The sequence below is a fragment of the Janthinobacterium darwini genome (assembly GCF_051380905.1).
GTDB lineage: Bacteria > Pseudomonadota > Gammaproteobacteria > Burkholderiales > Burkholderiaceae_D > Janthinobacterium.
In genome coordinates this window covers 1587759-1612992 of record NZ_JBNYXX010000001.1, presented here as the reverse complement: position 1 = coordinate 1612992, position 25234 = coordinate 1587759, and the positions used below count along the sequence as shown (strand labels likewise).

Here is a 25234-nt window from a genome sequence, read left to right as displayed (position 1 = left end):
CGGGGATGTTTATTGCACGGCGACGGTGATCGGCGTCAAGCCGGCGATGCGCGCCTCCATGGTTTGCCCGCTGGTGACGGCACCCACGCCTTCGGGCGTGCCCGTCATGATGATGTCGCCCGGCTGCAGCTCGAACAGGGTCGACAGATTGGCAATGACTTCATTGACGGACCAGATCAGGTGCGTGAGGTCGCTCGTCTGCACGACCTTGCCGTCCACTTCCAGCACGATGGCACCCGTGGTGATCTCGCCGGACGCGGCGATGGGCGTGAGCGCGCCAATGGGGGCAGAATAGTCGAATGCCTTGCCGATTTCCCACGGGCGCCCCTGTTCGCGCATGCGCATCTGCAGGTCGCGCCGCGTCATGTCCAGGCCCACGCCATAGCCGAAGATGTGCGACGGCGCATCCTCCAGGGCGATATTGCTGCCGCCTTTGCCGATAGCGACCACCAGTTCGATTTCATGGTGGTAATTCGACGTCTGCGCCGGATATGGCACGGTGGCCGTCACGCCGGGCGGCACGGGCACGACGGACTTGTCGTCGTTCGGCTTGCAAAAAAAGAAAGGCGGTTCGCGGTCCGGATCAAAACCCATTTCGCGCGCATGGGCGGCGTAATTGCGGCCCACGCAATAGATGCGGCGCACGGGAAACTGGCTATCGGTGCCGACGATGGGCAGGCCGGCGATGGCTTGGGGGGCGAAGATGAAGTTGGTCATGTCAAAGTCCTGTCTGAAAAATCAATCGGTCAAAAACTGCTCGCGCAGTACGCCCATCGCTTGCTGCACGGGGCGGTCGGAAAAACTGAACAGCACCACGTCTTCCTGCGGGCAATCGAAGGAAACGGCGGCCCATGAAGGCACGACGAAGGTGTCGCGCGGGGCGAAGTCGAATAGCTGCTCGCCTATCGTCACCTTGCCGCGGCCTTCGACCACGCTGTAGACAGTGCCGTCCGTGCTGCGCGCGCGCTTGCCCGCAAACCCTTTGGGCAGCAATTGCATGAAGGTGGCCATGGTCGGCATGGGCGAGCCACCCGTCAGGGGGTTCACATATTTGAGCTTGTAGCCGTGCCAGCAGTCGATGGCGTCCGTGCGCGACAACAGGTCCAGCGCTTCGCGCGAGCGGGCATACGGGTAGTTGAAGATGGGCGACGTGGCGCCCTCGTGCAGCCGCTTCACGGGCGCCATGTTGTAGCCGTAGCGGGCGAAGCTCTGGCCTTCCGGGCGGGTGACGGTCTGGCTGTCTTCCGTGTCGTTTTCCGCGAAACCGGAATCGAAATAGCGAAGCATGGGAATGTCGAGGCCATCGAGCCAAACGACAGGCTCGCAGACGCCATCCACACCCAGGTTGCCATGATCATGCCAGGTCCACGAGGGAGTAATGATGAAGTCCCCCGGATGCATGGTGGTGCGCTCGCCCGCCACGGTCGTGTAGGCGCCCTGCCCGCTCACGACAAAGCGCAGCGCCGACTGGCTGTGACGGTGCGACGGCGCCACTTCTCCGGGCAAAATCAGCTGCAAGCCCGCGTACAGCGATTGCGTAATCGAGGAGCGGCCCGGCAAGGCCGGGTTTTCCAGCACGAGGACGCGGCGCACGGCTTCGTGGGCCGTAATCACCTCTCCGGCGCGCGCCAGCTGCGGCGCGATGTCGGCATAGCGCCACAGGGCGGGAGCATACGGCGCCGTCGGATGGGGCGGCACCAGGGTGTGCAAGGATTGCCACAGCGGCGACAGATGCATGCCGCTCAGGGCTTCATATAAAGCCTCGCGTTCGGGCGTTTGATGGGAAGTCATGCTGCGTCCTTCTCGGTGGTGGCCAGGCAGGTTTGCGCCGTCCAGCCATACAGCCAGGCCAGCGCCTCATAGAATTGCGCGGGCGTGCGGCCGCGCCACAGGTCGTTACGCACCAGGCGTTCGACGCCTTTGGCGTGATACAGACGGCCCATTTCGCGCGCCGACAGCACGACGCGCGCGGTACGGGCGATGCGCGAGGTTTGATACAGCTGGAAGGCGGCGGCCATGTTGAAATCGCAGGCGCGCACGGCCTCGCCCAGGGTCACGGCATCTTCCAGCGCCATGCAGGCGCCCTGCGCCAGGTATTGCAGCATCGGGTGGGCCGAGTCGCCCAGCAAGGTCATGCGCTTCGTGCTCCAGTTGGCGACGGGGTCGCGGTCGGCCGTGCTCCAGCGTTTCCACGAGGTGGGCTTGTGCAGCAGCTGGCGCGGCTGCGCGTGGACGCCGTCGAAGTAGGACAGCACTTCTTCCTTGCTGCCGTCCTTGACGCTCCACGCTTCCTGATCGCGGCTGTGGAAGGTCACTACCAGGTTGTATTGCTCGCCATTGCGCAGCGGGTAATGCACGAGGTGGCAGTTCGGCCCGGCCCAGACGACGGGCGCGTTCCAGCGCAAATCGGCCGGCATGTCGGCGGCCGGCACCACGGCGCGGTAAACCACGTGGCCGGAGACGCGCACCGCATCGCCCACGATACGCTCGCGGATCACGGACTTGACGCCGTCGCAGCCGATCAGTACATCGGCGCGGAAGCTGCGTCCCGCCGCATCGACCACGGTGACGCCCGTGTCGTCTTCCGTCACGTCCCTCACCTGCGACGACGTCACGAACGTGATCAGCGGCGAGGTGCGCACCGCGTCGAGGATGGCGCCGTGGATGTCGGCCCGGTGGATGACTGCGTAGGGATTGCTGAAGCGTTCACGGAAGGCCGCATCGACGACAAAAGTGCCTACCTCGGTCGCGTCGACGGCATCCATCATCACCAGGCGTTCCGTGAAGACGGCCTTGGCACGCGTGCGTTCTCCCACGCCCAGCGCGTCCAGCGCGGCGAAGGCGTTGGGCGCCAGCTGGATGCCGGCGCCGATCTCGCCCAGGGTCGATGCCTGTTCCAGCACGGTGACGGCCAGCCCCAGGCGCGACAGGGACAGGGCGGCGGCCATGCCGCCAATGCCGCCGCCGACGATCAAGACTGACGGTTTGTGGGAAGCTTCCATTTCTTTCCTCCAATTGATCTGTGTGCTTGCGCGATGCACGTTTGACGTGCTCTTGGTATGACAAGCAGTGTGCCGACAGCTCAATATTTGGTAAAGCGATGGAATACAATAGCAACAATCAGGTTTTTAAATAATGGTAGGGAGAGTAACCCATGTCGCGCTTCGATATCGAACTGCTGTTCATCTTTGACGAGATCTATAAAAGCCGCAATGTGACGCGCGCGGCGGAAAACCTGGGCTTGCCGCAGTCGACCGTGAGCATTGGCCTGGGCAAGCTGCGCACGCATTTCGGCGACCGACTGTTCGCGCGCACCTCGAAAGGCATGGAGCCGACACCGCGCGCGCAAAACGCCGTGCAGGACGTACGCGCCGCAATTGCCGCCTGGCAGCACGCACTGGCCGACCAGCCCGTGTTCGATCCGGCCGCCAGCACGCGCGAATTTGCCATCTGCATGACGGACATCAGCGAAATCGTGCTGCTCCCCACGCTGCTTAACCATCTGCAGCAGATCGGGCCTGGCATCACCCTGGACGTGTCAAAGATCGCCACCGACACGCCCGAGCGCCTGGAAGGAGGCGAAGTGGACCTGGCCGTGGGCTTCATGCCGCACCTGGAATCGGGGTTTTATCAGCAGAAGCTGTTCGACCAGCACTTTGTCTGCCTGGTATCCAGCAGCCACCCGCGCATCCGCGACAGCATCACCGTGGAACAATTCCTGCAGGAGGGGCATATCGAAGTGAAAAGCTCGGGCACGGGACATTCCATCGTGGAAAAGGTCCTGGCGGCGGCTGGCGTGCAGCGGCGCATCGTGCTGAAACTGCCCAGCTTCCTCGGTGTATCGCGCATCGTCGCCGAAACCCAGTACATCGTCACGGTACCTTACCGCTACGCGCTGCAAATGCAGGACCACGAAGCGTTCCGCATCCTGCCCCTGCCCGTGGCGCTGCCCAGCTTTTCAGTCAAGCAGCACTGGCACGAGCGCTACCATGAAGATGCATCGAACCGCTGGCTGCGCCAGACGATGGCGCAGCTGTTTGGGGCTGGCGACGCCACAACCTTGCCTATCGGATAATTTTTCCGCATACTGCCACACCTAGCCTTTTCACTGCCTTCCACTATGCCCATCAGCCTGCGTGCCGTCACCGCCGACAATTTTGACATCATCAGCGAACTGCCTTTGCTGCCACAGCAGCGCGACTATTTGGCCAGCAACGACTATTCCATCGCGCAAGCGAGTTTCCATCCCGCCACCATGCATACGCGCGCCGTGTATGACGATGAGGAGGTGATCGGTTTCCTGATGTTCGTCTCGCCCGACGACGACGATCCGCCCGGCCACTACCAGATCTGGCGCTTCATGATCGATCACCGGCGCCAGGGACAAGGCCATGGCCGGGCCGCCCTCGCCCTGGCGCTGGCGGAAATCCGCACGCGACCGGATGCGCGCAGCATCGAAATCTGCTACAAGCCTGGTAATGCCAACGCGAAACAGTTCTATGCGAGCATGGGTTTCCTGGAAAAAGGCATGGATGCCGATGACAATGACATGCTGGCCGTCATTGATCTGGCCTAACTGAGCTGACCTTCGGGGAAGGCATGCGCTGGGAAATGCCGCCGATCATGCGGCGTAGGTGTAGCTTGATTGTCTGGCTGCGGCGGAAACTGTTTCGGCGCAGCCAGACTGGGCATGGCAGGCAAGAAAGGGCAAGATGCGCTAAGCTGCATCCGCCCCATCACTTAACAAGGACCACCATGACCCTGATCGTCGTCGCCACCATCGATGCCCAAGCTGACCATATCGACGCCGTGCGCGCCGCCCTGGAAGCAGTCGTACCGCCCAGCCGCGCGGAAAGCGCCTGCCTGCGCTACGAGTTGCACATCGACAACAAGATTCCCACGCGCTTCATCATGCTGGAAGAATGGGCCGACCAGGCGGCGCTGACGGCGCATTATGCGACGCCCCACTTCAATACGCTGGTCGCCGCCGTGGGCGACAAGGTCGTCAAGATCGACGTGGCTGAGTTGAGCAAGCTGAAATAAGGGCAAGCGCGTGGCCATAAAGAAATGTTGCCATCTATAATATGGCAACTATTCCTTATGGCCATCATGACACCATTTTCCAAGATACGCGGCGCCGCAGCGGCAGCCGCCTTGACTCTCTGCACCGGCGCCGCGGCGCAAGCGCCCATGCCCAAGCTCGCGGGCGAGTACAACTTGCTCTCCTCGACGACCGTGCCGCCCAGTACCTGGGGCTATTCCAAGGCCCGTGTTTCAATCAAGCAGCTCGACGACCGTCACCTGCTGATCCTGCTCGCCTGCGAATGGAAACGCGAACCGAAGGCCGTCTGCGGCGATTACTTCTATGCCCAGTGGCGCGACGAGGGCCTGTACCTGCAGGATATGAACACCTTCGCCATGCGCCTGTATTTCGATCCCGCCTCGCGCAAGCTCACCATCATTTCGCGCGGCGCCGACGCCAAGCAGAGCGTGCGGCACGAGGTCTTCGGCACGACAACCGCGCCGCTGGTCGACACCGCCCTCGTGCGGCGCATGAAGCGCGAGCAATCGAATGCAGACAGCAAGGAAAACCGGCGCGTGTTCGGGCCCTACACCAAGTGGGACTACCAGGAAAACCGCATCGAATTCCAGCGCCAGGACTTGACGGCTCCATGATGTCGCGCCTGATCCAGCCCATGCGGCGCCAGCTGCTGCGCCTTGCCGGCGCCTTGCTGTGCTCTCCCACGCTTGCGCGTGCGGCCGATGACGGCCTGCCCGTCGCCGTGCGCCAGCGCATCCTGTCCACCCTCGACTCGCCGCTGCCCAAGGTGCTCAATGTGCACCATCTGGCGCTGATACGGCGCTTCAACATCGGCTGGTCGCCCGTGGAAAGCGGCGCGCCCATGCTCAATCCGGCCTACCCGCTGGGCAAAGGCGATACCCTGGCGCTGGCCATGCAAGCCATCGCCAGCAAGGATGCGGCGCTGGCCGCGCAGCGCCTGATGGAAGCGTCGCAAATGCTGCCCCACTTCGTGCACATGGCCGACCTGAAACCGGGCAGCTATGCCAACGGCAAGGCGCCCTTCGTCCTGACCGGACAACATGTGACATTGCTGCGGCAGCAGTCATGGATGTCTCTGGAAATGCTGGGCATGGGCGCGGCCGAGGATTACCTGGCCGAGGGCTACTGGCCCACCCCGTCCGTCGACGGCAAGCGCCCGTATGGCGACTTCACGAATTACCCGGTCGAGATGGCGCAAGCGCTGGGCCTGCCCGTGCGCCAGCAAGCGGACGGCAGCCTGGCCATCACGCCCGCGCTCCGGACGGAGCTGAAGGTGCTGCACCAGCAAACCATGCCTGCACTGCAAGTGTTCGTGCGGCAGGCGGGGTTGAGGCGCAATACGCTCTGAGCGTGCCGGGCCGGATTGCCCGGTTTTACAGGGAATCGAGCCTGGCCAGCATACTGGCCGCCTGCTGCCGGAAATCCGCTATCGTCGCCGCGTCCATTTTCTCCAGCTGGCGATACGCCATGCCTATGCGGGGATTGCGCTCCAGGGTGTCCGCGTTGCGATGAAAAAAATCCCAGTACAGGGCATTGAAGGGGCAGGCACGCTCGCCGATGCGCGCCTTTTTATCGTAATGGCAGCCTTTGCAATAATCGCCCATGCGGTCGATATAGGCGGCGCTGGAGACATACGGCTTGGTGGCCAGCAAGCCGCCATCGGCGAACTGGCTCATGCCGACGGTATTGGGCAACTCCACCCATTCGAAAGCATCGATATAAATACCCAGGTACCAGCCATGCACCCTGGCAGGATCCAGCCCGGCAAGCAGCGCGAAATTGCCGATCACCATCAGGCGCTGGATATGATGCGCGTGTGCCTGCTCCAGTGACTGGGTGATCGCCTGCGACAGGCAATGCATCTTCGTCTTGCCATCCCAGAACCACGAAGGCAGCGGGCGCGTGTGGCCAAAGAAGTTCTTCTCCGCATAGCCGGGCATATGCGCCCAGTAAACACCACGCACATACTCGCGCCATCCCAGTATCTGGCGGATGAACCCCTCCACCGCAGCCAGGGGCGCATGGCCGGCGTGATAAGCCGATTGTGCCCTCGCGACGACTTCGCGCGGCTTGAGCATTTTCACGTTCAGCGCGAACGACAGCAAGGAATGAAACAAGCGCCATGCCTTGCTGCTCATCGCATCCTGGAAATCGCCAAAATGCGGCAATGCATGGGCGATGAAGGCATCAAGCTGCTGCAGCGCTTCGTCCCGGTTCAGCGCCCAAGGCAGCCGGTCGGCCTGGGGAGCGCCAAAGCTTTTCACGCCTGCGGCGACGATGGATTGCCATAATTGCCCATGATCGTGCAGCGTGCGCGGGTCTTGCGGCTCGGCGGGCGTACCGCGCCAGGGCTTGCGGTTATCGTGATCGAAGTTCCATTGGCCGCCCACGGGTTTTTTCGCGTCTTCCATCAGCACCTGGTGCGTGCTGCGCATCTGGCGATAGAAAAACTCCATCAGCCATTGCTTGCGTCCGGCGAAAATATCGGCCGCCTCGTTGCGGGCCGTATAGAAATGGTCGCTGTCGACCATCAGCCAGGGGATGGCCGAGCGTCGTCCCGCCTGGTAGAGCTGCTGGTCAAGGCGCCATTCGTCCGGTGCCTGGTATTCGAAGGCGCCGGCGTCATAACGGGTAATCAGCGCTTCAATATTCTCCGGTATCGAGCGCGTGCTTGCCGCCTCGTCGATGGCGATGTAATGGACTGTGTGGCCGAGCTGGCGCAGCTGGCGCGCCAGCTCCCGCATGGCTGCGAAGATCGCCAGGATTTTCTGCGCATGATGCAGCACGTAATCCGTTTCTTGCCGCACTTCCATCAGGACATAGATGGTGGCGTCATCGACTTCGGTGAACCAGCGATGCTGCGCATTGAGCTGGTCGCCGAGTATCAGGCGCAGTGTGGGCTTGTGTGAGGTCATGATTATTCTTTGCAATGGTTGAATTTGCCATGGCGGCGGCGCCTACCCTTGCGGCACCGGCACCGGCACAGGAGCGGGTTGCGGTGCAGGGGATGGCGCCGGCGCAGGCTCCTGCACCGCCTTGCCATGCGACTCCTGTCCACCCTCGCCTTCGGCCGGCATGGCCAGCGGCGCTGGCGGCGCGCCTTCCTGCAGCAAGTTGCCCGGCTCTTCCACCGGCTCATCCTGTGGCTCCTCGACCGCTTCCACATGGCGTAGCGGCGGTGGCGGCTTGCCGCCGGGGAAGATGGCGTCGCGCGACAGCTTGCCCGTATCGAGCGCCGTCTTGAAGAAGTCGCCCACCACCAGCACGGCGTTGTGGCCGCCCTGGCCCCAGTAATTGCTGCGCATGGTGACCCTGGCGTCATTGAAACCTACCCAGGCCCCGCCCACCAGTTCCGGATGCATCAGGATAAACCAGCCATCCGCATTGTTTTGCGTGGTGCCGCTCTTGCCGGCCACGTCGGAGCGGATGCCGAAGCGGCTGCGGATGGCCGTGCCCGTGCCGCGGTCGATCACGCCGCGCATCATGTCCGTCAGGGTGGCGGCCGATGCCGCCTGCATGGCGCGCGTGGGCTTGTCTTCGCCAAAACGGGCGATGACCGTCCCTTCGCGGTCCGTGATGTGCGTCACGACGAACGGCAGTCGCGCCTCGCCCTGGGCCGCGATGCTGGCGTAGGCGTTGACCATTTCCAGCAAGGTGACGGGACTGGTGCCCAGCGCCAGCGACGGCACTTTTTCCAGCTTGCTGTCGCGGATGCCCAGTGCGCGCGCCAGCTTGATGATAGGCGGCAAGCCGACATCCTGCATCACTTGCGCCGTGATGGTGTTTTTCGAGTAGACAAGACCGTCTCGCATGGTCATGTCGCGCCCCGTGGTGCCGCTCATGTCCGTCGGGCGCCATATCGTGCCGTCGGATGCCTTGATATCCATCACGGCATCGCGGTAGACGTGTTCGGGACTGAGGCCCTTTTCCAGCGCCGCGCCATACACGATCGGTTTAAAAGTGGAACCGGGCTGGCGTGCCGCCTGCGACACATGGTCGAATTGTTCGCGCGCAAAGTCGCGGCTGCCTACCCAGGCGCGCACGGCGCCCGTGGCCGGGTCCATGGCCGCAAAGCCCGCTTCCAGGCGCGTCTTCGACTTGCGCAGGGCCGCCATGAAGGCGCGGTCGCCTTTCAGCTGCGCCAGCGCTGCCTCTGGCGTGCCGCCGGCGGCCGTCAGCTTGCGGTAGTCGCCCGACTCGCGCACGAAGGCGTCCAGCAGGGCCGGATGCGATTTCCAGAAGTAATCGAACGGCACGCTGCCGCCCTGCATGCCCGCATACATGCCCGTCGAGGTAGACGACGGCACCCCGGCGCGACTCCATTCCACGTCGGCAATGGCCTGCAAGGCGTTCGCCTGGCGCTCGACGGCGCGCTCGGCCGCCTGCTGCAAATCATGGTCGAGCGTGGTGTGCACCACCAGGCCATCGCGCTCCAGGTTGTAATCGTTCTCGTCAGCCCAGTCGATCAGCCACTTGCGCACATAGGCCGTGAAGTGGCTGTCCGACTGCGCCCGCTCGCTCTGGCGTTCGAAATGCAGGCGCAGCGGACGCTTGATCAACTGCTGGTAACGCGCTTCGTTGATAACATCATGTTTGCGCATCTGGCCCAGCACCACATTGCGCCGCTGCAGGGAACGCTCGGGATTGCCGACGGGATTGTAGTAATTCGTGCCCTTGAGCATGCCGACCAGGGTGGCGCTTTCCAGGATGTCGAGGCGCGACGCGGGCTTGTCGAAATACGTACGGGCCGCCATTTCGATGCCGTAGGTGTTGTACAGAAAAGGTACCGTGTTCAGGTAGGCTTCCAGGATTTCCGTCTTGCTGTAGGTGGCCTCGATCTTCAGGGCGGTGATCAGCTCCTTCAGCTTGCGGTTCAGGTTGCGCGAGCGGCCAATTTCCTCGGGGAACATATTGCGCGCCAGCTGCTGCGTGATGGTGGAACCGCCCTGGGGGTTGCCCCCGGCAGTGTGCAGGATGGCGCCGGCCGTGCGCGTGAAGTCGATGCCGTGGTGTTCGTAGAAACGGTGGTCTTCCGTCGAGATCAATGCGCTGATCACGTTCGGCGAAATCTGCTTCAAGGTGACCCGCTCCTGCAAGCCCTGGTCGAAACGGACCAATTCCTTGCCATCGGCGCTGACCATGGTGCTCGGTGCGGCCGCGCGCGCCTGGCGCAAGTCGTGGATGCTGGGCGTCAAGGGGACCAGCAGCAGCATGTACAGCGTCACCAAGCCCAGCACGGCCAGGAAAGACCATAGTCCCAGCACCAGCGCGCGTCGCACGGGCGGCAAGGTCATCAAGTGCGCATGGCCGCGCCGGTACAGCGCCACCGCCTTGACCCACGCCAGCCCCGCCACGCGAACGACCTGCGCGCGCGCCTGTATCAACGCCTGCTGTGCTTTTTCCTGAAACTGCTCCATGCCTGATGCCATGCTTGTAACCTTGTCTGATGCCGGATGATCCGTTTCAGCAAGTATATAGGGCGGGCAATGTGGCGGGATGGAAATAAGTAAGCGGAAGTACGCAAGATGACAGGATTATTGCCAATACATAAAACAATCAGTTAATATCGGCCGGTACTCCCGCCACACTCCCTGATGGACGCCGCCATGCCAACTCTGTCTGCACGCCAGCAACTGCAAGCCATCTTCCTTGCCTCCTGCGGCTTTGCCGTGTTTTGTTTTGGTATCCGGCTCGGTTATCAACTGGTCCATCGGCTTCTCTCGGGGGCCTAAGCAAGACAGGCATCGAGCCGCGCCAAAGTGATGCCCACGTACTTGCCCACGCAGCGTGCGTCCCGCGTATAAAAAGCATCTTCCACTAGCAGCAGGCCGCAGTCGCACACGACGGGGTCGACGCTGATCACCTCGCCCAGCGCCAGGTAGCGCCAGCCTTCGAGCCGCAGCAGGCGCTTTTCGCGGCCAGGATTGGCGCTGAAAATGCCGTTCCAGTCATCGCGTTCGCTGGCCATGGGCCACAGTTCGGCCTGGAACTGCGTGCCGGCGGCCATTTGCGCGCCGCCGAACTCGTCCATCACGTGCAGGCGCTGGCCGCCCACCTCGATCACGGCTTCCAGATAGTCGCCCTCGGTCACAATGAAGGTGGCGGCAACGATGCTGGCCGTCACTTCTGCGCCTGCTCCAGCAGGGCCGGCAACTCTTTCAGCATGGCGTCGCGCGTGCGCAGTCCCGCCGATGGCAGGCCTTTCTGCTCGTCCTGCACCAGGCGCGCGAAGACGATGCTGCGCTCGCCCTTGCTGGCCCAGCCCACGAACCAGCCATAGCCATGCGCTTCGTCAAAGCTGCCGTCGGCCTTGCGCGGGAAGGCCGCACCCGTCTTGCCATGCACTTGCCAGCCGCCCACGTCTGCCAGGCGCGTCAGGCGCTGCGTTTCCTGCATCGCCTGCTTGCTCACAGGCAACTGGTAATTGACCAGCTTGCGCAAGAAACCCAGCTGTTCCAATGGTGAAATTTTCAGCGAAGAGCTGATCCACGAGCGCTCCAGGCTATTGTCCTTGCCCGGGTCGCCCGAGACGTCCGCATTGCCATAGCGCAAAGCCCTGGCGTATTTCTGGAAGCGCTCGGCGCCCAGCGCCTGCGTGATCTGCTGCGAATACCAGACGACGGAATACTGCATCCAGCGCGACGGGTCCGTATCCTGGCGCCACGCTTCACCGCCCCAGTCCACATAGCCCTGGCGGTATGGCAGGCTGGGCTTGTGCTCATCCTTGAGGAAACCGGCGTCATAGCCCATCAGACTGAGCGCGATCTTGAACGTGGAGGCAGGGGTAACGCGGTCGATGCAATTGCCTTCTTGCAGCAAGACGGCACCCGTCCTGGCGTCGGCCATGGCGGTGCAGATGGTGGCGGCCTGGGCTTGCGAGACGGCCAGAGTGGCGCCTGTCAGGCCGAGGATGAACTGGAAAAATGCGCGATATTTCATGGGCCTCCGGGGTTGGGGGAGCAGAACAAAGCGAAATTGTACCGGGCAGCGCGGCGCGATGCCAGCGGCCATCGATCACCGTGGCCCTGTGACCCTGCAAACTAGCGCCCTGCCGGCGCGCCCGGTTGGCGTTCCCGCTTCAGGTGCTCCTCTTCCAGCTCGTCCATGCCCAGCTTTTCCTCGTCGATCAGCGCATGGTCGCGCCGTTCGCGCTCGAGTTCCTCTTCCAGGCTGGCTTCGCCAGGCTCCTGCGTGATTTTCTCCGGCATGCGGTCTTCCTCCACGGTGGTTGAGTGAAAAGCTCAGGCAAGCTGGCCTGCCTGTGCCACGGCATCGTGCGGATGCAGGCTTTCCATATGCCGTACGGTAACACGCGCCTGCGCATAAGGTGGCGCAAGCGCCGCCTGCACGCGGCGGGCCGCGTCTTCCACATACATCAGATTAGCACCATTGAGGCGCGCGAACGCCTGCTCGTCGGCCCGTTTCACGGCCGTCTGCAGCGGCGTCGCCAGCGCTGCCTCTACAAGGTCGATCAGGGGAAACAGGTTCAGCTCCGCCTGTTCCGTCAATGGCACGGTGACCGTCGCCGTGCTGCGCTGGCTGTGCGGCGTGGCCAGGCTGGCGTGCTCCCGCAGCCAGGCGCGGGCGGCAGCGGCGTCGACGCTTCCTCTGCCAAACTGCGCAGCAAAGGCGTCGGCCAGCAACTGCCGCGCCAGCGCCGCCGAACATGGACAGGTCGACGAATAGCCGATCTCCACCGTCAGGGACAGGGCAAAGCCCTGCGGGGAGCAACTGGCCTGCAGGCGCACGGGATACGATTTCCAGCCCGACAGTCCCGCCGTCAACAGCGCCGGCTGCCGCCGCAGCACGGGGAACGCCAGCGCCATGCGCGCCTGCGTGCTGCCGCAATCGGTGTGACTGTCCGCCATGCGCCGCAACACGGCGGCCAGCGCGGCTGCATCGAGCGGCTGCGCGGCGGCAAACGCATCGAGCAGCAGATACAGGCGTGACATGTGGATGCCCTTGACGTGCGGGTCGGGCAAATCGACTTGCACGTCGGCCCAGGCATGCACTTGCTGCGCCTGCCCACCCTCCTCCAGCCACAGCGGCAAGGCGATGCCCTGCATGCCCACCCACTCCAGCGGCAAGGGGCTGCCCAGATGGGGACCGGCCGCCACGTCGGGCAGGGGCGAGGAAAGGCAAGTGCGCTTCATGGTGATGGCTCCATATGCAAACAAGTTGCATATCATGCAGAAAATCGCCCTCTTTTGCAAGTTAATTGCATTACCGAAGTAGGTGCACGCACAGCCTGGCGTCAGCTCAGGCAGCCTTGCGAAACGTCAGATTGATGCGCTGCGCGCCCAGCAGCGCGTGTTCGCCCTCCTTCAGGGGCGCCACGCCATGGAAGCGCAGGCGGTCGGCGCCGCCCCACACCAGCACGTCGCCATGCTGCAGGGCGATGCGCGCCGCCTTGTCACCGCGCTCGGCGCCGCCGAACAGGAAAGTGGCGGGCAAGCCCAGCGAGACCGAGACGATGGGCGCGTTGAAATCGCATTCATCGCGGTCCTGATGCAGGGCCATGCGCGCGCCGGGCGCATAGCGGTTGACCAGGCAGGCGTCGGGCGTGAAGCCCGGATAGCCGGCCGCCAGCGCCGCCTGCTGCGCCAGACGCAGGAATACGGGCGGCATTGGCGGCCACGGAAGGCCGCTGGCCGGATCGAACCGCGCATAGCGGTAGCCGCGTCCATCCGTGATCCAGCCCAGGGGGCCACAATTACTCATGGCTACCGACATGCGCAAGCCCCCCGGCGTGGCCATGTGGCGCAGGGGCGCCGCCAGCACGATGGCGTCCAGCGCCGGCAGCACCTCGTCCAGGTAAGGCAGAGCGAAGCCGCGCAGCAGAACCGACGCGGACGTGCCGGGCACCAGCGGCGCCGGGCCGGCCTGGGCGTAGTCTTCATCGGCAAACAGGGACAGGTTCATGCCGCCTATTGTAGGCCTCACATGGAAAAAGCGCGCGCGCCTGGCCCTTGGTGCGCTACAGTAGCGTTTCCAGCCACTACCACCCGCCACCACGATGGATCATTACGCCGATTTGCTGCACACCCTGGCGCAACAGGAAGAATCCCTGCAATTCGAACGCTTCGACAATGACGCCGCGCTGGCCGTGGGCCTGTGGATCGTCGAGGAAGTGCGCCGACGCGGCAAGGCCGTCACCGTCAACATCACGCGCAACGGTCAGATCCTCTTCCACCACGCCATGACGGGCGCCACGGCGGACCAGGCGGACTGGATACGCCGCAAGAACAATACGGTACAGCGCTTTTGCCGCAGCTCCTACTACATGGGTATCTCGTACAAGAGCCGCGGCAGCACCTTTGAAGACGTGAAATACCTCGATGACATCGAGTACGCGGGCCACGGCGGCGCCTTTCCCCTGTTGATACGCGGCGTGGGCCTGGTCGGCACGGTAACCGTCTCCGGCCTGGCGCAGGCCGACGACCACGCGCTGGTGGTGGCCGCGCTGCAGGCGCAGCTGGATACGCAGCTGACTCGGTAATCAGGCGGCCAGCGCCCTGCGCAAGGCCGCGCGCGCCAGCAGCCGCGTGGAGTCCAGGGTCGGCAGCGGCGAATTGGCATCGCTGATGATCAGCGGGATTTCCGTGCAGCCAAGGATGACGGCGTCGCAGCCCTGCTCCCGCAAGCCGGCGATGATGGCCTGGAAGCGTGCGACGCTGTCCGGTTTGACCACGCCCGGCACCAGTTCTTCCATGATGATGCGGTTGATCTCGCTGCGCGCATCCTCGTCGGGCCGCACGCAAGCGATGCCGCGCGCCGCCAGCATGTCCGGATACACGGTGCTGTCGACCAGCCAGCGCGTGCCCGTCAAACCGACTCGCTGGTAACCACGCGCGGCCGCTTCGGCTGCCACGACATCGGCGATATGCAGCCAGGGCAGCGGCGAATGGGGCGCCATCAGGGCAAACGCCTGGTGGATGGTGTTATCGGGGCAGATCAGGAAATCGGCGCCGGCGGCGGCCAGCTTGTGCGCCGACGCCAGCATCAGCCCGGCCACGCCGGCCAGGTCGCCCCCGTTCAGGCAATCCACATAGCGCGCCAGCGACGGCGTGTGCAGCGTCACTTCCGGGTGTTCATACGCGCCCAGCGCATGCGCGCCCTCTTCGCAAATCGTGCGGTAGCACAGGGCCGCGCCTTCGGCCGAGCAGCCGACGATGCCGATATGTTGTGTCATGTGCTCTTCCCTTTCAATTAAATGCGCTGGCCGCCGTCGATGGGAATTTCCGCGCCCGTGATGTACGAGGCGCGCTCGCTGCACAAAAACTCCACCAGGTCGGCCACTTCAGCCGTCGTGCCCAGGCGGCGCAGGGGAATTTGCGTATCGACGATGTGCGAGGTGCCGGGCGACAGGATCGCCGTGTCGATCTCGCCCGGTGCGATGGCGTTCACGCGCACGTTCAGCGGCGCCATGTCGTTGGCCATTTCGCGCGTCAGCGACGCCAGGGCCGCCTTCGAGCTGGCGTAGGCGGAGCCGGCGAACGGGTGCACGCGGTAGCCGGCAATCGAACACAGGTTCACGACAGAGCCGTGCGCGTTCGACAATTCCTGCGCAAAGCCGCGCGTCAGGGCCAGCGGGGCAAAGAAATTCGTGTTGTACATTTCCTGCCAGGTCTGCATGTCGGTGGTCAGCGAATTGACGCGCGAGCCGCCCGGCCCCTTCGGCGACACGCCCGCGTTGTTGACCAGCGCATGCAGTTTCGAGTCGCCCAGCATGGGGCGCAGCGTATCGACCATCTGCCCGATCTGGCTCAGGTCCGACAAATCCATGCACACATGTGTGTTGTGCTCCTGGCTGCGCGGGCAGCCGCCGGGAATCGGGCTACGCGAAACGGTGATGACCCTCCAGCCCAGGCTGCGGAAGCGTTCCGCGACGGCATGGCCGATGCCGCGGCTGGCGCCCGTGACGATGGCCGTTTTCTGTTCAATCTTGTGCTTGATATGCGTCATGTTCATCCTTGTCTTGTAGTGTTGCGCCGGCGTGGATGCGCTCCTGGCGCATCACATAGGCCAGCATTTGCGTGCCGCCGTCGAGAATGTCCTGTTCGATGGCGCGCCGCGCGGCCGCGCTGTCGCGCTGGCGCAGCGCGCTGATGATGGCGTGGTGATGACCGACACGCATGTCGGGCGAAAAGCTGGCGTAGCCGGCGGCAATCAGGGGCGCCGTTTGCATCCACAAATGGTCGACAAAGCGTTTCAAGGTCGGCATGCCGGCAGCTTGCGCCAGCGCCAGGTGAAACGCCTGGTTGCATTGCAGGGCCGCTGGCAGGTCGTGCCGCGCGATGGCGTCTTCATTCGCTTGCAGCAGGCGTTCCAGGTCGGCCAGGGTGGCGCCGTCGATGCGCTGCGCCGCTTCAAACGCGCCCAGCCCTTCCAGTTCCAGGCGCAGCGCGCGGATTTCCAGGTAGCGCGCCACGCTGAGCACGGGCACGCGGAAATCGCGCGGCGAGCGCAGCACCAATGTCTCTTCCTGCACCAGCTGCAGCATGGCGTCGCGCACGGGCGTGACGCTGGTGCCCAGCTGCAGCGCCAGCTCGCGAATGCGCAGCCGGTCATTCGGCTGGAAGCGCCCTGCCGCCAGTGCGTCGCGCAGCGTCGCATATACGGATTTTCCCAGATTGACGTGCACCAGGCTGTCCAGCGGAGAGTTCATGGGTGTTTTGAGTAGGTGCTTTGAAATTGGCATTATGATGCATCATACATCAACATGAAAAAAGCGTTTTTCCATGCGTGCGCGAGAGACAGGCGGCGCCGCAAGAACGTACAATCAGCCGCCACCGTATCGAAAGGAGTGCACTTGAACTGGGACTATCCGCACGCCCACACCCTGCCCGTCATGCCCGTAGCGGCCGACATCGACGGCTTGCAGCATACGAACAATGCCGTCTACGTGCGCTGGTGCGAGCATATTGCCTGGCATCACTCGGCCGCTCTGGGGCTGGATCTGGACGATTACCGGCGCCTGGACCGCGCCATGGCGATACGCCGCGGCGAATACGATTACCTGCTCCCCACCAAGATGGGTGAAGCGCTGACCCTGGCCACGTGGCTATGCGCCAGCGATGGCCGCTCCAGCATGGAACGGCGCTTCCAGCTGATCCGCGACAGCGACGGCGCCACCGTCGTGCGCGGACGCTGGGAATTGATCTGCATCGAACTGAGCAGTGGCCGCGCGCGCCGCCTGCCGCCCGAGTTTCTGGCCGTGTACGAACCTGCCATCGTCGCGGCGCGCCAACCGGCGCAGGATTAAGCGGTCAGGCGCGCTGGCTCCAGCGCGATCAGCACGAGCAAGATGCCCAGCGGCACGGCCAGCGCGGCAAAGCCCACGGCCAGGTAGGCAAAGGCGGCCAGGATGGCGCCCACGGCAAAACCCAGCAGGGGCCAGAAAAATTTGAGGCAGCGCTCGCGCGTGGCGCCATCAGCAGCGCCGCGCAGCACGTCGACCGTATCGATCACCAACTGCGTCACATTGCCTGTCATCATGGACGTGGGCGCCAAGTGCGCCAGCAGCAGCCGGCTGATGGCGCTATGCGCGCCCATGGCGGCCGCGCCGAACAGTCCTGCCGTCATGGCCAGCGCGCCCGGCTCCGCAGCCAGCGGTTCGGCCAGCACGCCAGACACCATGAAACCGAGCAGCAGCGCCAGCTCCAGCAGCAGCGTCAGGCGCAGCGCCGGTCCGCCGCGGCGCTCGGCCGCCACGTTCAAGAGCCGCGCCGCCGCCACGCCCAGAATAAACGCGGGAAACGCCAGCAGCTTGAGGGCGATCGAGGCATGCGTGGCGTTGGCCAGCGCCGCGCCGATCAGCACGAAGTTGCCCGTCACATGGGCCGTGAACAGGCCAAACAGGGCGACAAAGCCCAGGGTGTCGACATAGCCGGCCAAAAAGCCCAGGCTGATGCCTTGCAAACGGCTGCGCTGCGCAGGGTTCATACACGCTCCTTGAAATTTGCCATCATGATACCGTGCCGCCAGCGCAGCCTGCAGCGGTTTTGCACGCCGTTCGGCGAAGTTGCGGGGCTTTTCTTGCGCCCCCGCAGTGCAACATGCATTTCGCTCCTGATTTGCACGCCCATGCTTTAGAATCAGCGACCTCAGCCCCGTAAAAACAGGATAAAACATATGACGGCAGTCGGGAATACCGAACCACAAGAGCTCAAGCGCGGCCTGAAAAGCCGTCACATCCAGCTCATCGCCCTGGGCGGCGCCATCGGCACCGGCCTGTTTCTGGGCATCGCGCAAACCATCAAGATGGCCGGCCCTTCAGTGCTGCTGGGCTATGGCATCGCCGGCGTCATCGCCTTCCTGATCATGCGTCAGCTGGGCGAGATGGTGGTCGACGAACCCGTCGCCGGCTCCTTCAGCTATTTTGCCGACAAATACTGCGGCCACCTGCCCGGCTTCCTGTCGGGCTGGAATTACTGGGTACTGTATGTACTGGTCAGCATGGCCGAACTGACGGCCGTCGGCATCTACGTGCAGTACTGGTGGCCGGACGTGCCGACCTGGGTCTCGGCGCTCATCTTCTTTTGCGCCATCAACGCCATCAGCTTGTTGAATGTCAAAGCCTTCGGCGAGATGGAATTCTGGTTCGCCCTCATCAAAGTGGTCGCCATCATCGGCATGATCGTCTTCGGTGCCTGGCTGCTTGCTTCCGGCGACGCGGGCCCGCAGGCTTCGGTGGCCAATCTGTGGCAGCACGGCGGCTTTTTCCCGAATGGCTGGCAAGGCCTGGTGATGGCCATGGCCGTCATCATGTTCTCGTTCGGCGGCCTGGAACTGGTGGGCATCACGGCGGCCGAGGCAGACGACCCGAGCACGACGATTCCGCGCGCTACCAACCAGGCCATCTACCGCATCCTGATTTTCTACATTGGCGCACTGGGCATTTTGCTGTCACTGTACCCGTGGCAAAACGTCGTCACCGGCGGCAGCCCCTTCGTGCTGATTTTCCATGCACTCGACAGCAACCTCGTGGCCACGGCCCTGAACGTGGTGGTGCTGACGGCCGCCCTGTCCGTCTACAACAGCGGCGTGTACTGCAACACGCGCATGCTGTTCGGCCTGGCCAAGCAAGGCAATGCGCCGCGCGCCCTGCTGCACCTGAACCGCCGCGGCGTGCCGCTGGCGGCGCTGGGCGTGTCAGCCCTGGCCACGGGTGCCTGCGTGGTGGTCAATTACTTCATGCCGGGCGAAGCGTTCGAAGTGCTGATGGGACTCGTGGTGTCGGCGCTGATCATCAACTGGGCCATGATCAGCTGGATCCATTTGCGCTTCCGCGCGCAGAAAAAGATCGAAGGCAGAACGACGCTGTTCCAGAGCCTGGGCTACCCGTTTACCAACTACCTGTGCCTGGTCTTCCTGGCCGGCATCCTGGTGATCATGTACCTGACGCCGGGCTTGCGCATCTCCGTCTACCTGATTCCCGTGTGGCTCGCCGCGCTGGGCGTCGGTTACTGGATCAAGCAAAGCAAGGCCAAGGCATAGGCTGCTTTACGCCATATCGGGCACAAATAAAAAGCCCGTCTTCGCAGGAAGGCGGGCTTTTTGCATTGCATGCTGTCTATTCCTAAGCGGCGGCGGCCTCGTCCTCCTCCGGCAGCACATCAGCTTGCCACAGGCTGATTGTCTGGCCCGGATATGACTGCAGCAGCACCTCGTCACCCAGCGTTTGCAGCAACTGCGCACGCTGCTCCGCTTTTTTCTCGGGCGTCATGCCCAGCTCGTCCGTCTTGTACGGCCCCAGCACACCCACCAGGTCACGCAGCAGCGAATGGTTGGTCGGCGTGGTGACATCCGATTCCACCTTGGCCAGCACATATTTCATGATGTGCGTGGACTGGCTCGCTTCCTGCTGCAGGCTGGCCTTGACCAGCTTGCCATCCTTGTAGGCCATTTGCGCATCGCTGCTGGCCGTATCCTCGATCTGATGATACGTGTAGTTTTGCGACTCCACCTGGTCGGTCAGGCGCAGGGGCAGGCCGGGGATCAAAGTCTGATGGAAACTGGCACTCAGTTTCGATTGCTGCTGCTGGCGCAGCGTGCGGTCATCCTGGCTGGCGCCGGCCACGCTCGTCTTTTGCGACAGCTCATACTGGAAGCCATCCCGTTCCGATGAACGCATGGGGTTGCTGAATTTCACCGTTTGCGACACGGACGCGGCGAAGTCCGGCAAGCCCGTCAGCATGGCCCGGTCTTCGGCGGCCAACCGCCATTTGCCGTCTTCCGGCAGACTGGTACCTGCTGGCGGGAGCGGAGCATTGCTGTGCATGGCCGTAAACGCATCCTTGAACATGGACATCAGTCCGGCATCGCCGTGGCCGCGCGAAGCGGCCTGGTCAATCTGCTTGATGTAGCTGTTCATGGCCTTCGCTTGCCGCTCCTTGCTACCCATAGCATGCAGCTGGCTGGCGTCGACTTTCACGTCCAGCGATCCGGCCACGCCGCTGAAGCTGACCTTGCGCTGCGCGCTGTCGGCCTGGAAATCCAGCGTCTGCGTGCTTTGCGGCTCGGTGCGCACTTTCACTTCCGCATGCAGGTTCACCGAGGCCAGCACGTCCTGGTCGAATTGCATCAGACCGCTCAACTTGATCTTTGGCTGCCCTTTCGCCATGCCATCGATGGCTTCCTGGAAGGCGTCCGCCATGCCGCCCAGCGCGTCGGCCTCGGCCTCGCTGAGTTCGCCGCTCGTGCTCATGCGCACGGCCAGGCCATCGTCCTGGCTGTCGAGAGACAGCTTGACCTCCACGCCGCTCTTGGTCGTGATGCTGAGGGTGACCCTGTCTTCACCATTGCCGTGCAGGCTGGCCGGCGGCAAGGCTCCGATTTCGCTATAGGTATTGGGTTCCATGCGCGGCGGCGCTTGCTGCACCGCCTGCGATACATTGCGCACGCCCCCCTTGATCTGCTCAAGCAAGCTCGCACCCAGGCCGCCGAAACGCCCGCCAAACGTGCGCGAAGCGAAGTTGTTCGTCATTTTCTCGCTGACGCCATCGCGCGACGGGCTTTCCCACACCCTCGGCGAAGGCACGAGAGAGGACACGGCCGGCGGGCCGCCGAAGGCGACGATGGCGGAAGGAGTCGGCGCCGGAGACGGCACGGTATCCGTCCTGTTGGCCGCGGCACTGACTGCGCGGTAGGGGCTTGGATTCCAGCTCGGGATCGAGGAGACGGAGGTCATGGTCGTTATGCCTTGCTAAACGAGTAGTGGTGTATGGGTGAGATATTCATAACTTTCAGTTTTTGATAACAATCAACCGTCAAGCTAGCCCAATTCCAGCAAGACGTGGGATACACGCCGCTTCAGGTGCCAGGCTGACACAGCTATAACGACGTGAAAGGTGAAATCATGAGCGCAATGTGGCATGAAAATTTTTCATTCTTGATACAAATCACGTTCCGCTGCCAGGCCAGCGTTCGCATCTGTTCGCCATCTAACTCATTCTTCACTGTCGTCGCAAGTATATTTCTACTGTTGCTCAAATGCTGAAAGTGACTATGTGTGATATTCCACCAGCCCGCAATCACTATGATCGCTGAGTGCTTTGCAGTAAATCCGCATTAACTTATGCGAAACAGCAAGCACGGCCTTAAGGAGGCAGCATGAGATCTCTGAACTTGACCATCGCCAAGCGGCTCGGCCTGGGCTTTGGCCTGGTCGCCCTGTTCCTGTTGCTGGTCATCGCGCTGGGGCTGACCAGCATGCGGCAAATCCAGGACCGCATGGATGAAGCGACCAAGGTCAACGACGTCGAAACCAGGCTGGCCCAGACGATGGACTTAACTGTGACCGAGCGGGCGCTGGCGCTGCGCAATCTGATTTTGCTGAAAGAGGACAAGGAAATCCAGATCGAGGTCGCGCGCATCGAGGAGCAGGAAAAGAAGTACGCCATCGCCCAGCAAAAGCTGGGGGCGATGTTTGCCAGGCTGCGGGGAACGTCGAGCGAAGAAAAGAGCCTGCTCGAACAGATCCGCACACAAAGCGAGCTGGCGGCCCCCTTCATACAACGGGCCGCCGCGCTGGCGCTGCACCAGAAGCAGGACGATGCCTACAAACTGCTGCGTTATGAATTCCGCCCCGTGCAAAAGCGCTGGTGGGAATTGCTGCGCACCTTGATCGCCGTCGAGGAAAAGCAGAATAACGAAGCGTCAATCAATGCCGAGGCTGCCTACAGCCAGGCGCGCCTGGTGATGCTGAGCATCGGCTCGCTGGCCCTCGTCACCAGCCTGCTGGCCGCTGTGCTGATCACGCGCGGCGTGACGCGCCAACTCGGTTGCGAACCCGATGAAGCGGCGGCGATTGCCGGTCAAATCGCCAGCGGCAACCTGGCCGTGCCCATTCATACCCGCGCCGGCGACACGCACAGCCTGCTGTACGCCATGCAATCGATGCGCGACAGCCTGGCGCAAATCGTCCAGCAAGTTCACGCCAGCACCGAGACCATCGCCACGGCGGCGGGACAAATCGCCATGGGCAACCTGGACTTGTCTTCGCGCACGGAGCAGCAGGCCAGCACGCTGGAGCAAACCGCATCTTCCATGGAAGAACTGACCAGCACTGTGCGCATTAACACCGACCATGCGCGCCAGGCCAACGGGCTGGCCGAATCGGCCTCCGATGTCGCCACCAAGGGCGGCGCCGTGGTGGCGCTGGTGGTCGACACCATGGCGGCCATCGATGTCTCGGCGCGCAAGATCGTCGACATCATCGCCGTCATCGACGGCATCGCCTTCCAGACCAACATCCTGGCACTGAACGCGGCGGTCGAGGCGGCACGCGCCGGCGAACAGGGGCGCGGCTTTGCCGTGGTCGCCACCGAAGTACGTAACCTGGCGCAGCGCTCGGCCGCCGCAGCCAAGGAAATCAAGGATTTGATCGGCGACTCGGTCGACAAGGTCCAGGCCGGCAACCGCCTGGTGGAACAGGCAGGATCGACCATGCAAGAGGTGGTCGCCAGCGTCAGGCGCGTCACCGGCATCATGTCTGAAATGATGTCCGCCAGCCAGGAACAATCGGCCGGCATCGAGCAAATCAATATGGCCGTGACGCAAATGGACAATGTGACGCAGCAAAATGCGGCGCTGGTCGAGGAAGCCGCCGCCGCCGCACAAGCGATGCAGGAACAGGTCAACAGCCTGAACGAGGTGGTCAGCGTCTTCCGTTTAGGCAACATCGCCGGCGGCCGCGAAGCGCCACCACGCGTGCTCAGCCGTCCGCCACCGCCGCTGGCGGCGCGACGCCTGCCCGCCACGACGAAGCCGGCACGGCCAGTCGCCGCCAAGCCCAGCGAAATCGAATGGGAGCAGTTTTGAGCCGGCAACGGGGGAGTGGCGCACGTGGGTAAACGAGAACAGATCGCCGCTGCGGGCGGCGGGGCGCAACACATATTCCCGCATACGGGCCATATCGGCAAGGAGCAGCGGGGTCTGCTGGCCGGCCAGCGGGCCGCGACGCTGTGGCTTACCGGCCTGAGCGGCGCAGGCAAGTCGACGCTGGCGTACGCGCTGGAAAGGCGACTGCTGGCGGAGGGCCGCCTGAGCTGCGTGCTCGACGGCGACAATATGCGGCACCACCTGAATGGCGACCTGGGCTTTTCTCCCTGCGACCGCCGGGAAAATATCCGCCGCAGCGCCGTCGTGGCCAGGCTGATGAACGATGCCGGCATGATGGTCATCTGCGCCTTCATCTCGCCGCTGCTCAGCGACCGCGAGATGGCGCGCCAGATCATCGGCAGCGACGATTTTATCGAAGCCTACATCAGCACGCCATGCGCGCTGTGCGAGGAACGCGATCCCAAGGGACTGTACCGGAAAGCGCGCGCCGGACTGATCCCGGCATTTACGGGCGTGTCGGCGCCCTACGAAGCACCGCAGGCACCGGCGCTGACGCTCGATACCAGCACGCTGTCTCTGGAACAGGCGTGCGAACGGCTGTTCCAGCAGCTGTGCCCGCGCTTCATCTGATGCCGCGCGCCCAAATTTCGAGGAATGATGAGATGAGCGACAGCCCCCCTCCCGGTCACGGCGCGCGCCCGCGCCCTGTCATGATGATCCCCCTGCGCCGCTGCGGCAGCCATGCGCTGCGCCTGCGCCTGAACCTGTCGCCCCAGTTTTATTCACCGTATCCGCTGCACCTGGTCGATATGATGCCGCTGCTGCCCCTGTACGGCGACTTGCGCGACGACCGCGCCTACTTTCGCCTGGTCGTCGATGTGGTGGGCCTGGCGGCAGTCAGCATGGTCAAGTGGCCGGGTGGCGTCTTCGATCCGGTGGAAGTGTTCGAGACATTGCGCGGCCAGCCGCGCAGCATCCACCGCGTGGCATGGGAGCTGCTGCTGCGCGCGGGCGAACGCCGCCAGGCACAGGTGGTGATGGACAAGTCGCTCGACAGCGTGCACTACGCCGACGACATCGTGCGGCTCTATCCGGACATGCTGTTCCTGAACGTGGTGCGCGATCCGCGCGCGCAAGTGGCGTCGATGAACCGCGCCATCATCCACGACTTCGACACGCTGCTCAATGCCAGGACCTGGCTGGCCGCCCACACGGCCGCCGACCAGGTCCTGCAACGCCATCGGCAGCGCGTGCTGACGATACGCTATGAAGATTTCCTGTCGCGGCAACAAGAGACGCTGGAAGCGGTATGTGACTTTCTCGGCATCGCCTTCATGCCGCAGATGCTGGACGTGGCCGCGTCGGCGGAAGCGAGGCACATCGCGCAGTTGTCGTCGCTGTGGTCGGCCAATTGCTATGCGCCGATCGCGGCCAACATCGACAAATTCAGGCAGCAACTGTCGGACGATGACATCAACCTCATCGAAACGCTCACCGGCCCGTACATGGACCGCTACGGCTACACACGCCTGAGCCGGGGCGACGCCAGCATCACGCCCGCGCGCATCGAGATGGCCGGCAGGCACTCGGCGTAAGGACGCGAACGCGCCTGGCGCGACCTGGAACAGGATAACTTCCGCGATTACGTGCTGCGCCGCTGCCGCGCCGACTATCTGGCCCAGCTGCATGCACGGCTCAGCCAGGCCAGCGACGAACCGGGCAGTAGCACCATCGTGACGCTGGATCACCTCGACCCGGGCGCGTTTGTCGTCAGCGATTAAAAGCCTGGCCATCGCCTGCCCCAGGCTGCGCTCCTGCGTCTGAATG

General features: G+C 63.5%; 25 protein-coding genes and 1 pseudogene. 11 read left to right on the top strand and 15 right to left on the bottom strand.

The window, feature by feature from the left end; genetic code table 11:
* Positions 1-9 precede the first annotated feature (9 nt).
* Genes ACQ4WZ_RS07515 through ACQ4WZ_RS07505 form a run of 3 tightly spaced genes read right to left on the bottom strand, consistent with a single transcriptional unit; the run spans position 10 to position 3002 of the window.
* Positions 10-717, bottom strand: a complete 708-nt coding sequence (locus ACQ4WZ_RS07515) for a fumarylacetoacetate hydrolase family protein (RefSeq protein WP_133991032.1) — start codon at positions 715-717, stop codon at positions 10-12.
* Between the two features lie 21 nt (positions 718-738).
* A complete protein-coding gene (gene gtdA / locus ACQ4WZ_RS07510) occupies positions 739-1791 on the bottom strand; it encodes a gentisate 1,2-dioxygenase (protein ID WP_133991030.1) in 1053 nt (350 codons plus the stop codon).
* Complete coding sequence (locus tag ACQ4WZ_RS07505) at positions 1788-3002, bottom strand: 3-hydroxybenzoate 6-monooxygenase (RefSeq protein WP_436572995.1); 1215 nt, start codon at positions 3000-3002, stop codon at positions 1788-1790. The genes gtdA and ACQ4WZ_RS07505 overlap by 4 nt, the downstream gene beginning before the upstream one ends.
* A 152-nt stretch (positions 3003-3154) precedes the next feature.
* On the opposite strand from ACQ4WZ_RS07505, the gene ACQ4WZ_RS07500 reads away from it, so the two are divergent.
* The 5 genes from ACQ4WZ_RS07500 (at position 3155) to ACQ4WZ_RS07480 (ending at position 6410) form a co-directional block, all read left to right on the top strand.
* Positions 3155-4075: a LysR family transcriptional regulator gene (locus tag ACQ4WZ_RS07500; RefSeq protein WP_101481547.1), complete on the top strand. Its 921-nt coding sequence runs from the start codon at positions 3155-3157 to the stop codon at positions 4073-4075.
* Positions 4076-4120: 45 nt separating this feature from the next.
* A complete protein-coding gene (locus ACQ4WZ_RS07495; RefSeq protein ID WP_436572994.1) occupies positions 4121-4576 on the top strand; it encodes a GNAT family N-acetyltransferase in 456 nt (151 codons plus the stop codon).
* 179 nt (positions 4577-4755) lie between these two features.
* On the top strand, positions 4756-5043 hold the full coding sequence (locus ACQ4WZ_RS07490) for a putative quinol monooxygenase (protein ID WP_133991023.1): 288 nt from the start codon (positions 4756-4758) through the stop codon (positions 5041-5043).
* A 66-nt stretch (positions 5044-5109) separates the two neighbouring features.
* Positions 5110-5676 (top strand): hypothetical protein, encoded by a 567-nt coding sequence (locus ACQ4WZ_RS07485; RefSeq protein WP_436572993.1) that lies wholly within the window; start codon positions 5110-5112, stop codon positions 5674-5676.
* Positions 5673-6410 (top strand): hypothetical protein, encoded by a 738-nt coding sequence (locus ACQ4WZ_RS07480; protein ID WP_436572992.1) that lies wholly within the window; start codon positions 5673-5675, stop codon positions 6408-6410. Before ACQ4WZ_RS07485 ends, ACQ4WZ_RS07480 begins: the two co-directional genes overlap by 4 nt.
* Before the next feature lie 25 nt (positions 6411-6435).
* Here the strand turns inward: ACQ4WZ_RS07480 and ACQ4WZ_RS07475 are convergent, their stop codons facing one another.
* The 7 genes from ACQ4WZ_RS07475 to alkB form a co-directional block, all read right to left on the bottom strand.
* The gene (locus ACQ4WZ_RS07475; RefSeq protein ID WP_436572991.1) at positions 6436-7977 is read right to left on the bottom strand and encodes a cryptochrome/photolyase family protein; all 1542 of its coding nucleotides are present in this window, start codon (positions 7975-7977) and stop codon (positions 6436-6438) included.
* A 42-nt stretch (positions 7978-8019) separates the two neighbouring features.
* On the bottom strand, positions 8020-10491 hold the full coding sequence (locus tag ACQ4WZ_RS07470) for a penicillin-binding protein 1A (RefSeq protein ID WP_436572990.1): 2472 nt from the start codon (positions 10489-10491) through the stop codon (positions 8020-8022).
* A 299-nt stretch (positions 10492-10790) separates the two neighbouring features.
* Entirely contained in the window at positions 10791-11186 is a 396-nt protein-coding gene (locus ACQ4WZ_RS07465; RefSeq protein ID WP_436572989.1) for a hypothetical protein, read from the bottom strand.
* Positions 11183-12001, bottom strand: a complete 819-nt coding sequence (gene blaOXA, locus ACQ4WZ_RS07460) for a class D beta-lactamase (RefSeq protein ID WP_133991011.1) — start codon at positions 11999-12001, stop codon at positions 11183-11185. Before blaOXA ends, ACQ4WZ_RS07465 begins: the two co-directional genes overlap by 4 nt.
* Before the next feature lie 101 nt (positions 12002-12102).
* Complete coding sequence (locus ACQ4WZ_RS07455; protein ID WP_180338466.1) at positions 12103-12270, bottom strand: hypothetical protein; 168 nt, start codon at positions 12268-12270, stop codon at positions 12103-12105.
* A 33-nt stretch (positions 12271-12303) separates the two neighbouring features.
* Positions 12304-13215 (bottom strand): GTP cyclohydrolase FolE2, encoded by a 912-nt coding sequence (folE2, locus tag ACQ4WZ_RS07450; RefSeq protein WP_436572988.1) that lies wholly within the window; start codon positions 13213-13215, stop codon positions 12304-12306.
* A gap of 106 nt (positions 13216-13321) precedes the next feature.
* Complete coding sequence (gene alkB, locus ACQ4WZ_RS07445) at positions 13322-13984, bottom strand: DNA oxidative demethylase AlkB (protein ID WP_436572987.1); 663 nt, start codon at positions 13982-13984, stop codon at positions 13322-13324.
* 94 nt (positions 13985-14078) lie between these two features.
* On the opposite strand from alkB, the gene ACQ4WZ_RS07440 reads away from it, so the two are divergent.
* Positions 14079-14561 carry a heme-degrading domain-containing protein gene (locus ACQ4WZ_RS07440; RefSeq protein ID WP_133991007.1) on the top strand — a complete coding sequence of 161 codons (483 nt, stop codon included), beginning with the start codon at positions 14079-14081 and terminating at the stop codon, positions 14559-14561.
* Here the strand turns inward: ACQ4WZ_RS07440 and ACQ4WZ_RS07435 are convergent, their stop codons facing one another.
* From ACQ4WZ_RS07435 to ACQ4WZ_RS07425, 3 genes are read right to left on the bottom strand one after another with little or no spacing between them, the layout of a single operon-like run.
* A complete protein-coding gene (locus ACQ4WZ_RS07435; protein ID WP_436572986.1) occupies positions 14562-15254 on the bottom strand; it encodes an aspartate/glutamate racemase family protein in 693 nt (230 codons plus the stop codon).
* A 17-nt stretch (positions 15255-15271) separates the two neighbouring features.
* Positions 15272-16027 carry an SDR family NAD(P)-dependent oxidoreductase gene (locus tag ACQ4WZ_RS07430; RefSeq protein WP_101484576.1) on the bottom strand — a complete coding sequence of 252 codons (756 nt, stop codon included), beginning with the start codon at positions 16025-16027 and terminating at the stop codon, positions 15272-15274.
* A complete protein-coding gene (locus ACQ4WZ_RS07425; protein WP_436572985.1) occupies positions 16002-16730 on the bottom strand; it encodes a GntR family transcriptional regulator in 729 nt (242 codons plus the stop codon). Before ACQ4WZ_RS07425 ends, ACQ4WZ_RS07430 begins: the two co-directional genes overlap by 26 nt.
* Positions 16731-16874: 144 nt before the next feature.
* Between ACQ4WZ_RS07425 and ACQ4WZ_RS07420 the strand changes: the two genes are divergently transcribed.
* Positions 16875-17327, top strand: a complete 453-nt coding sequence (locus ACQ4WZ_RS07420) for an acyl-CoA thioesterase (protein ID WP_436572984.1) — start codon at positions 16875-16877, stop codon at positions 17325-17327.
* On the opposite strand, the gene ACQ4WZ_RS07415 is transcribed toward ACQ4WZ_RS07420, so the two are convergent.
* On the bottom strand, positions 17324-18007 hold the full coding sequence (locus tag ACQ4WZ_RS07415) for a YoaK family protein (protein WP_436572983.1): 684 nt from the start codon (positions 18005-18007) through the stop codon (positions 17324-17326). The genes ACQ4WZ_RS07420 and ACQ4WZ_RS07415 overlap by 4 nt on opposite strands.
* 189 nt (positions 18008-18196) lie before the next feature.
* Between ACQ4WZ_RS07415 and ACQ4WZ_RS07410 the strand changes: the two genes are divergently transcribed.
* Positions 18197-19561, top strand: a complete 1365-nt coding sequence (locus tag ACQ4WZ_RS07410) for an amino acid permease (RefSeq protein ID WP_436572982.1) — start codon at positions 18197-18199, stop codon at positions 19559-19561.
* A gap of 82 nt (positions 19562-19643) precedes the next feature.
* On the opposite strand, the gene ACQ4WZ_RS07405 is transcribed toward ACQ4WZ_RS07410, so the two are convergent.
* Entirely contained in the window at positions 19644-21254 is a 1611-nt protein-coding gene (locus ACQ4WZ_RS07405) for a hypothetical protein (RefSeq protein ID WP_436572981.1), read from the bottom strand.
* A 422-nt stretch (positions 21255-21676) separates the two neighbouring features.
* Here ACQ4WZ_RS07405 and ACQ4WZ_RS07400 point away from each other — a divergent pair, with 422 nt between their 5' ends.
* From ACQ4WZ_RS07400 to ACQ4WZ_RS07390, 3 genes and pseudogenes are all read left to right on the top strand, one after another.
* Positions 21677-23386 carry a methyl-accepting chemotaxis protein gene (locus ACQ4WZ_RS07400; protein ID WP_436572980.1) on the top strand — a complete coding sequence of 570 codons (1710 nt, stop codon included), beginning with the start codon at positions 21677-21679 and terminating at the stop codon, positions 23384-23386.
* Positions 23387-23410: 24 nt separating this feature from the next.
* Positions 23411-24037 (top strand): adenylyl-sulfate kinase, encoded by a 627-nt coding sequence (gene cysC / locus ACQ4WZ_RS07395; protein WP_436572979.1) that lies wholly within the window; start codon positions 23411-23413, stop codon positions 24035-24037.
* A gap of 32 nt (positions 24038-24069) precedes the next feature.
* Positions 24070-25188, top strand: a pseudogene (locus tag ACQ4WZ_RS07390) (sulfotransferase family protein).
* The last annotated feature ends 46 nt before the right edge of the window (positions 25189-25234 follow it).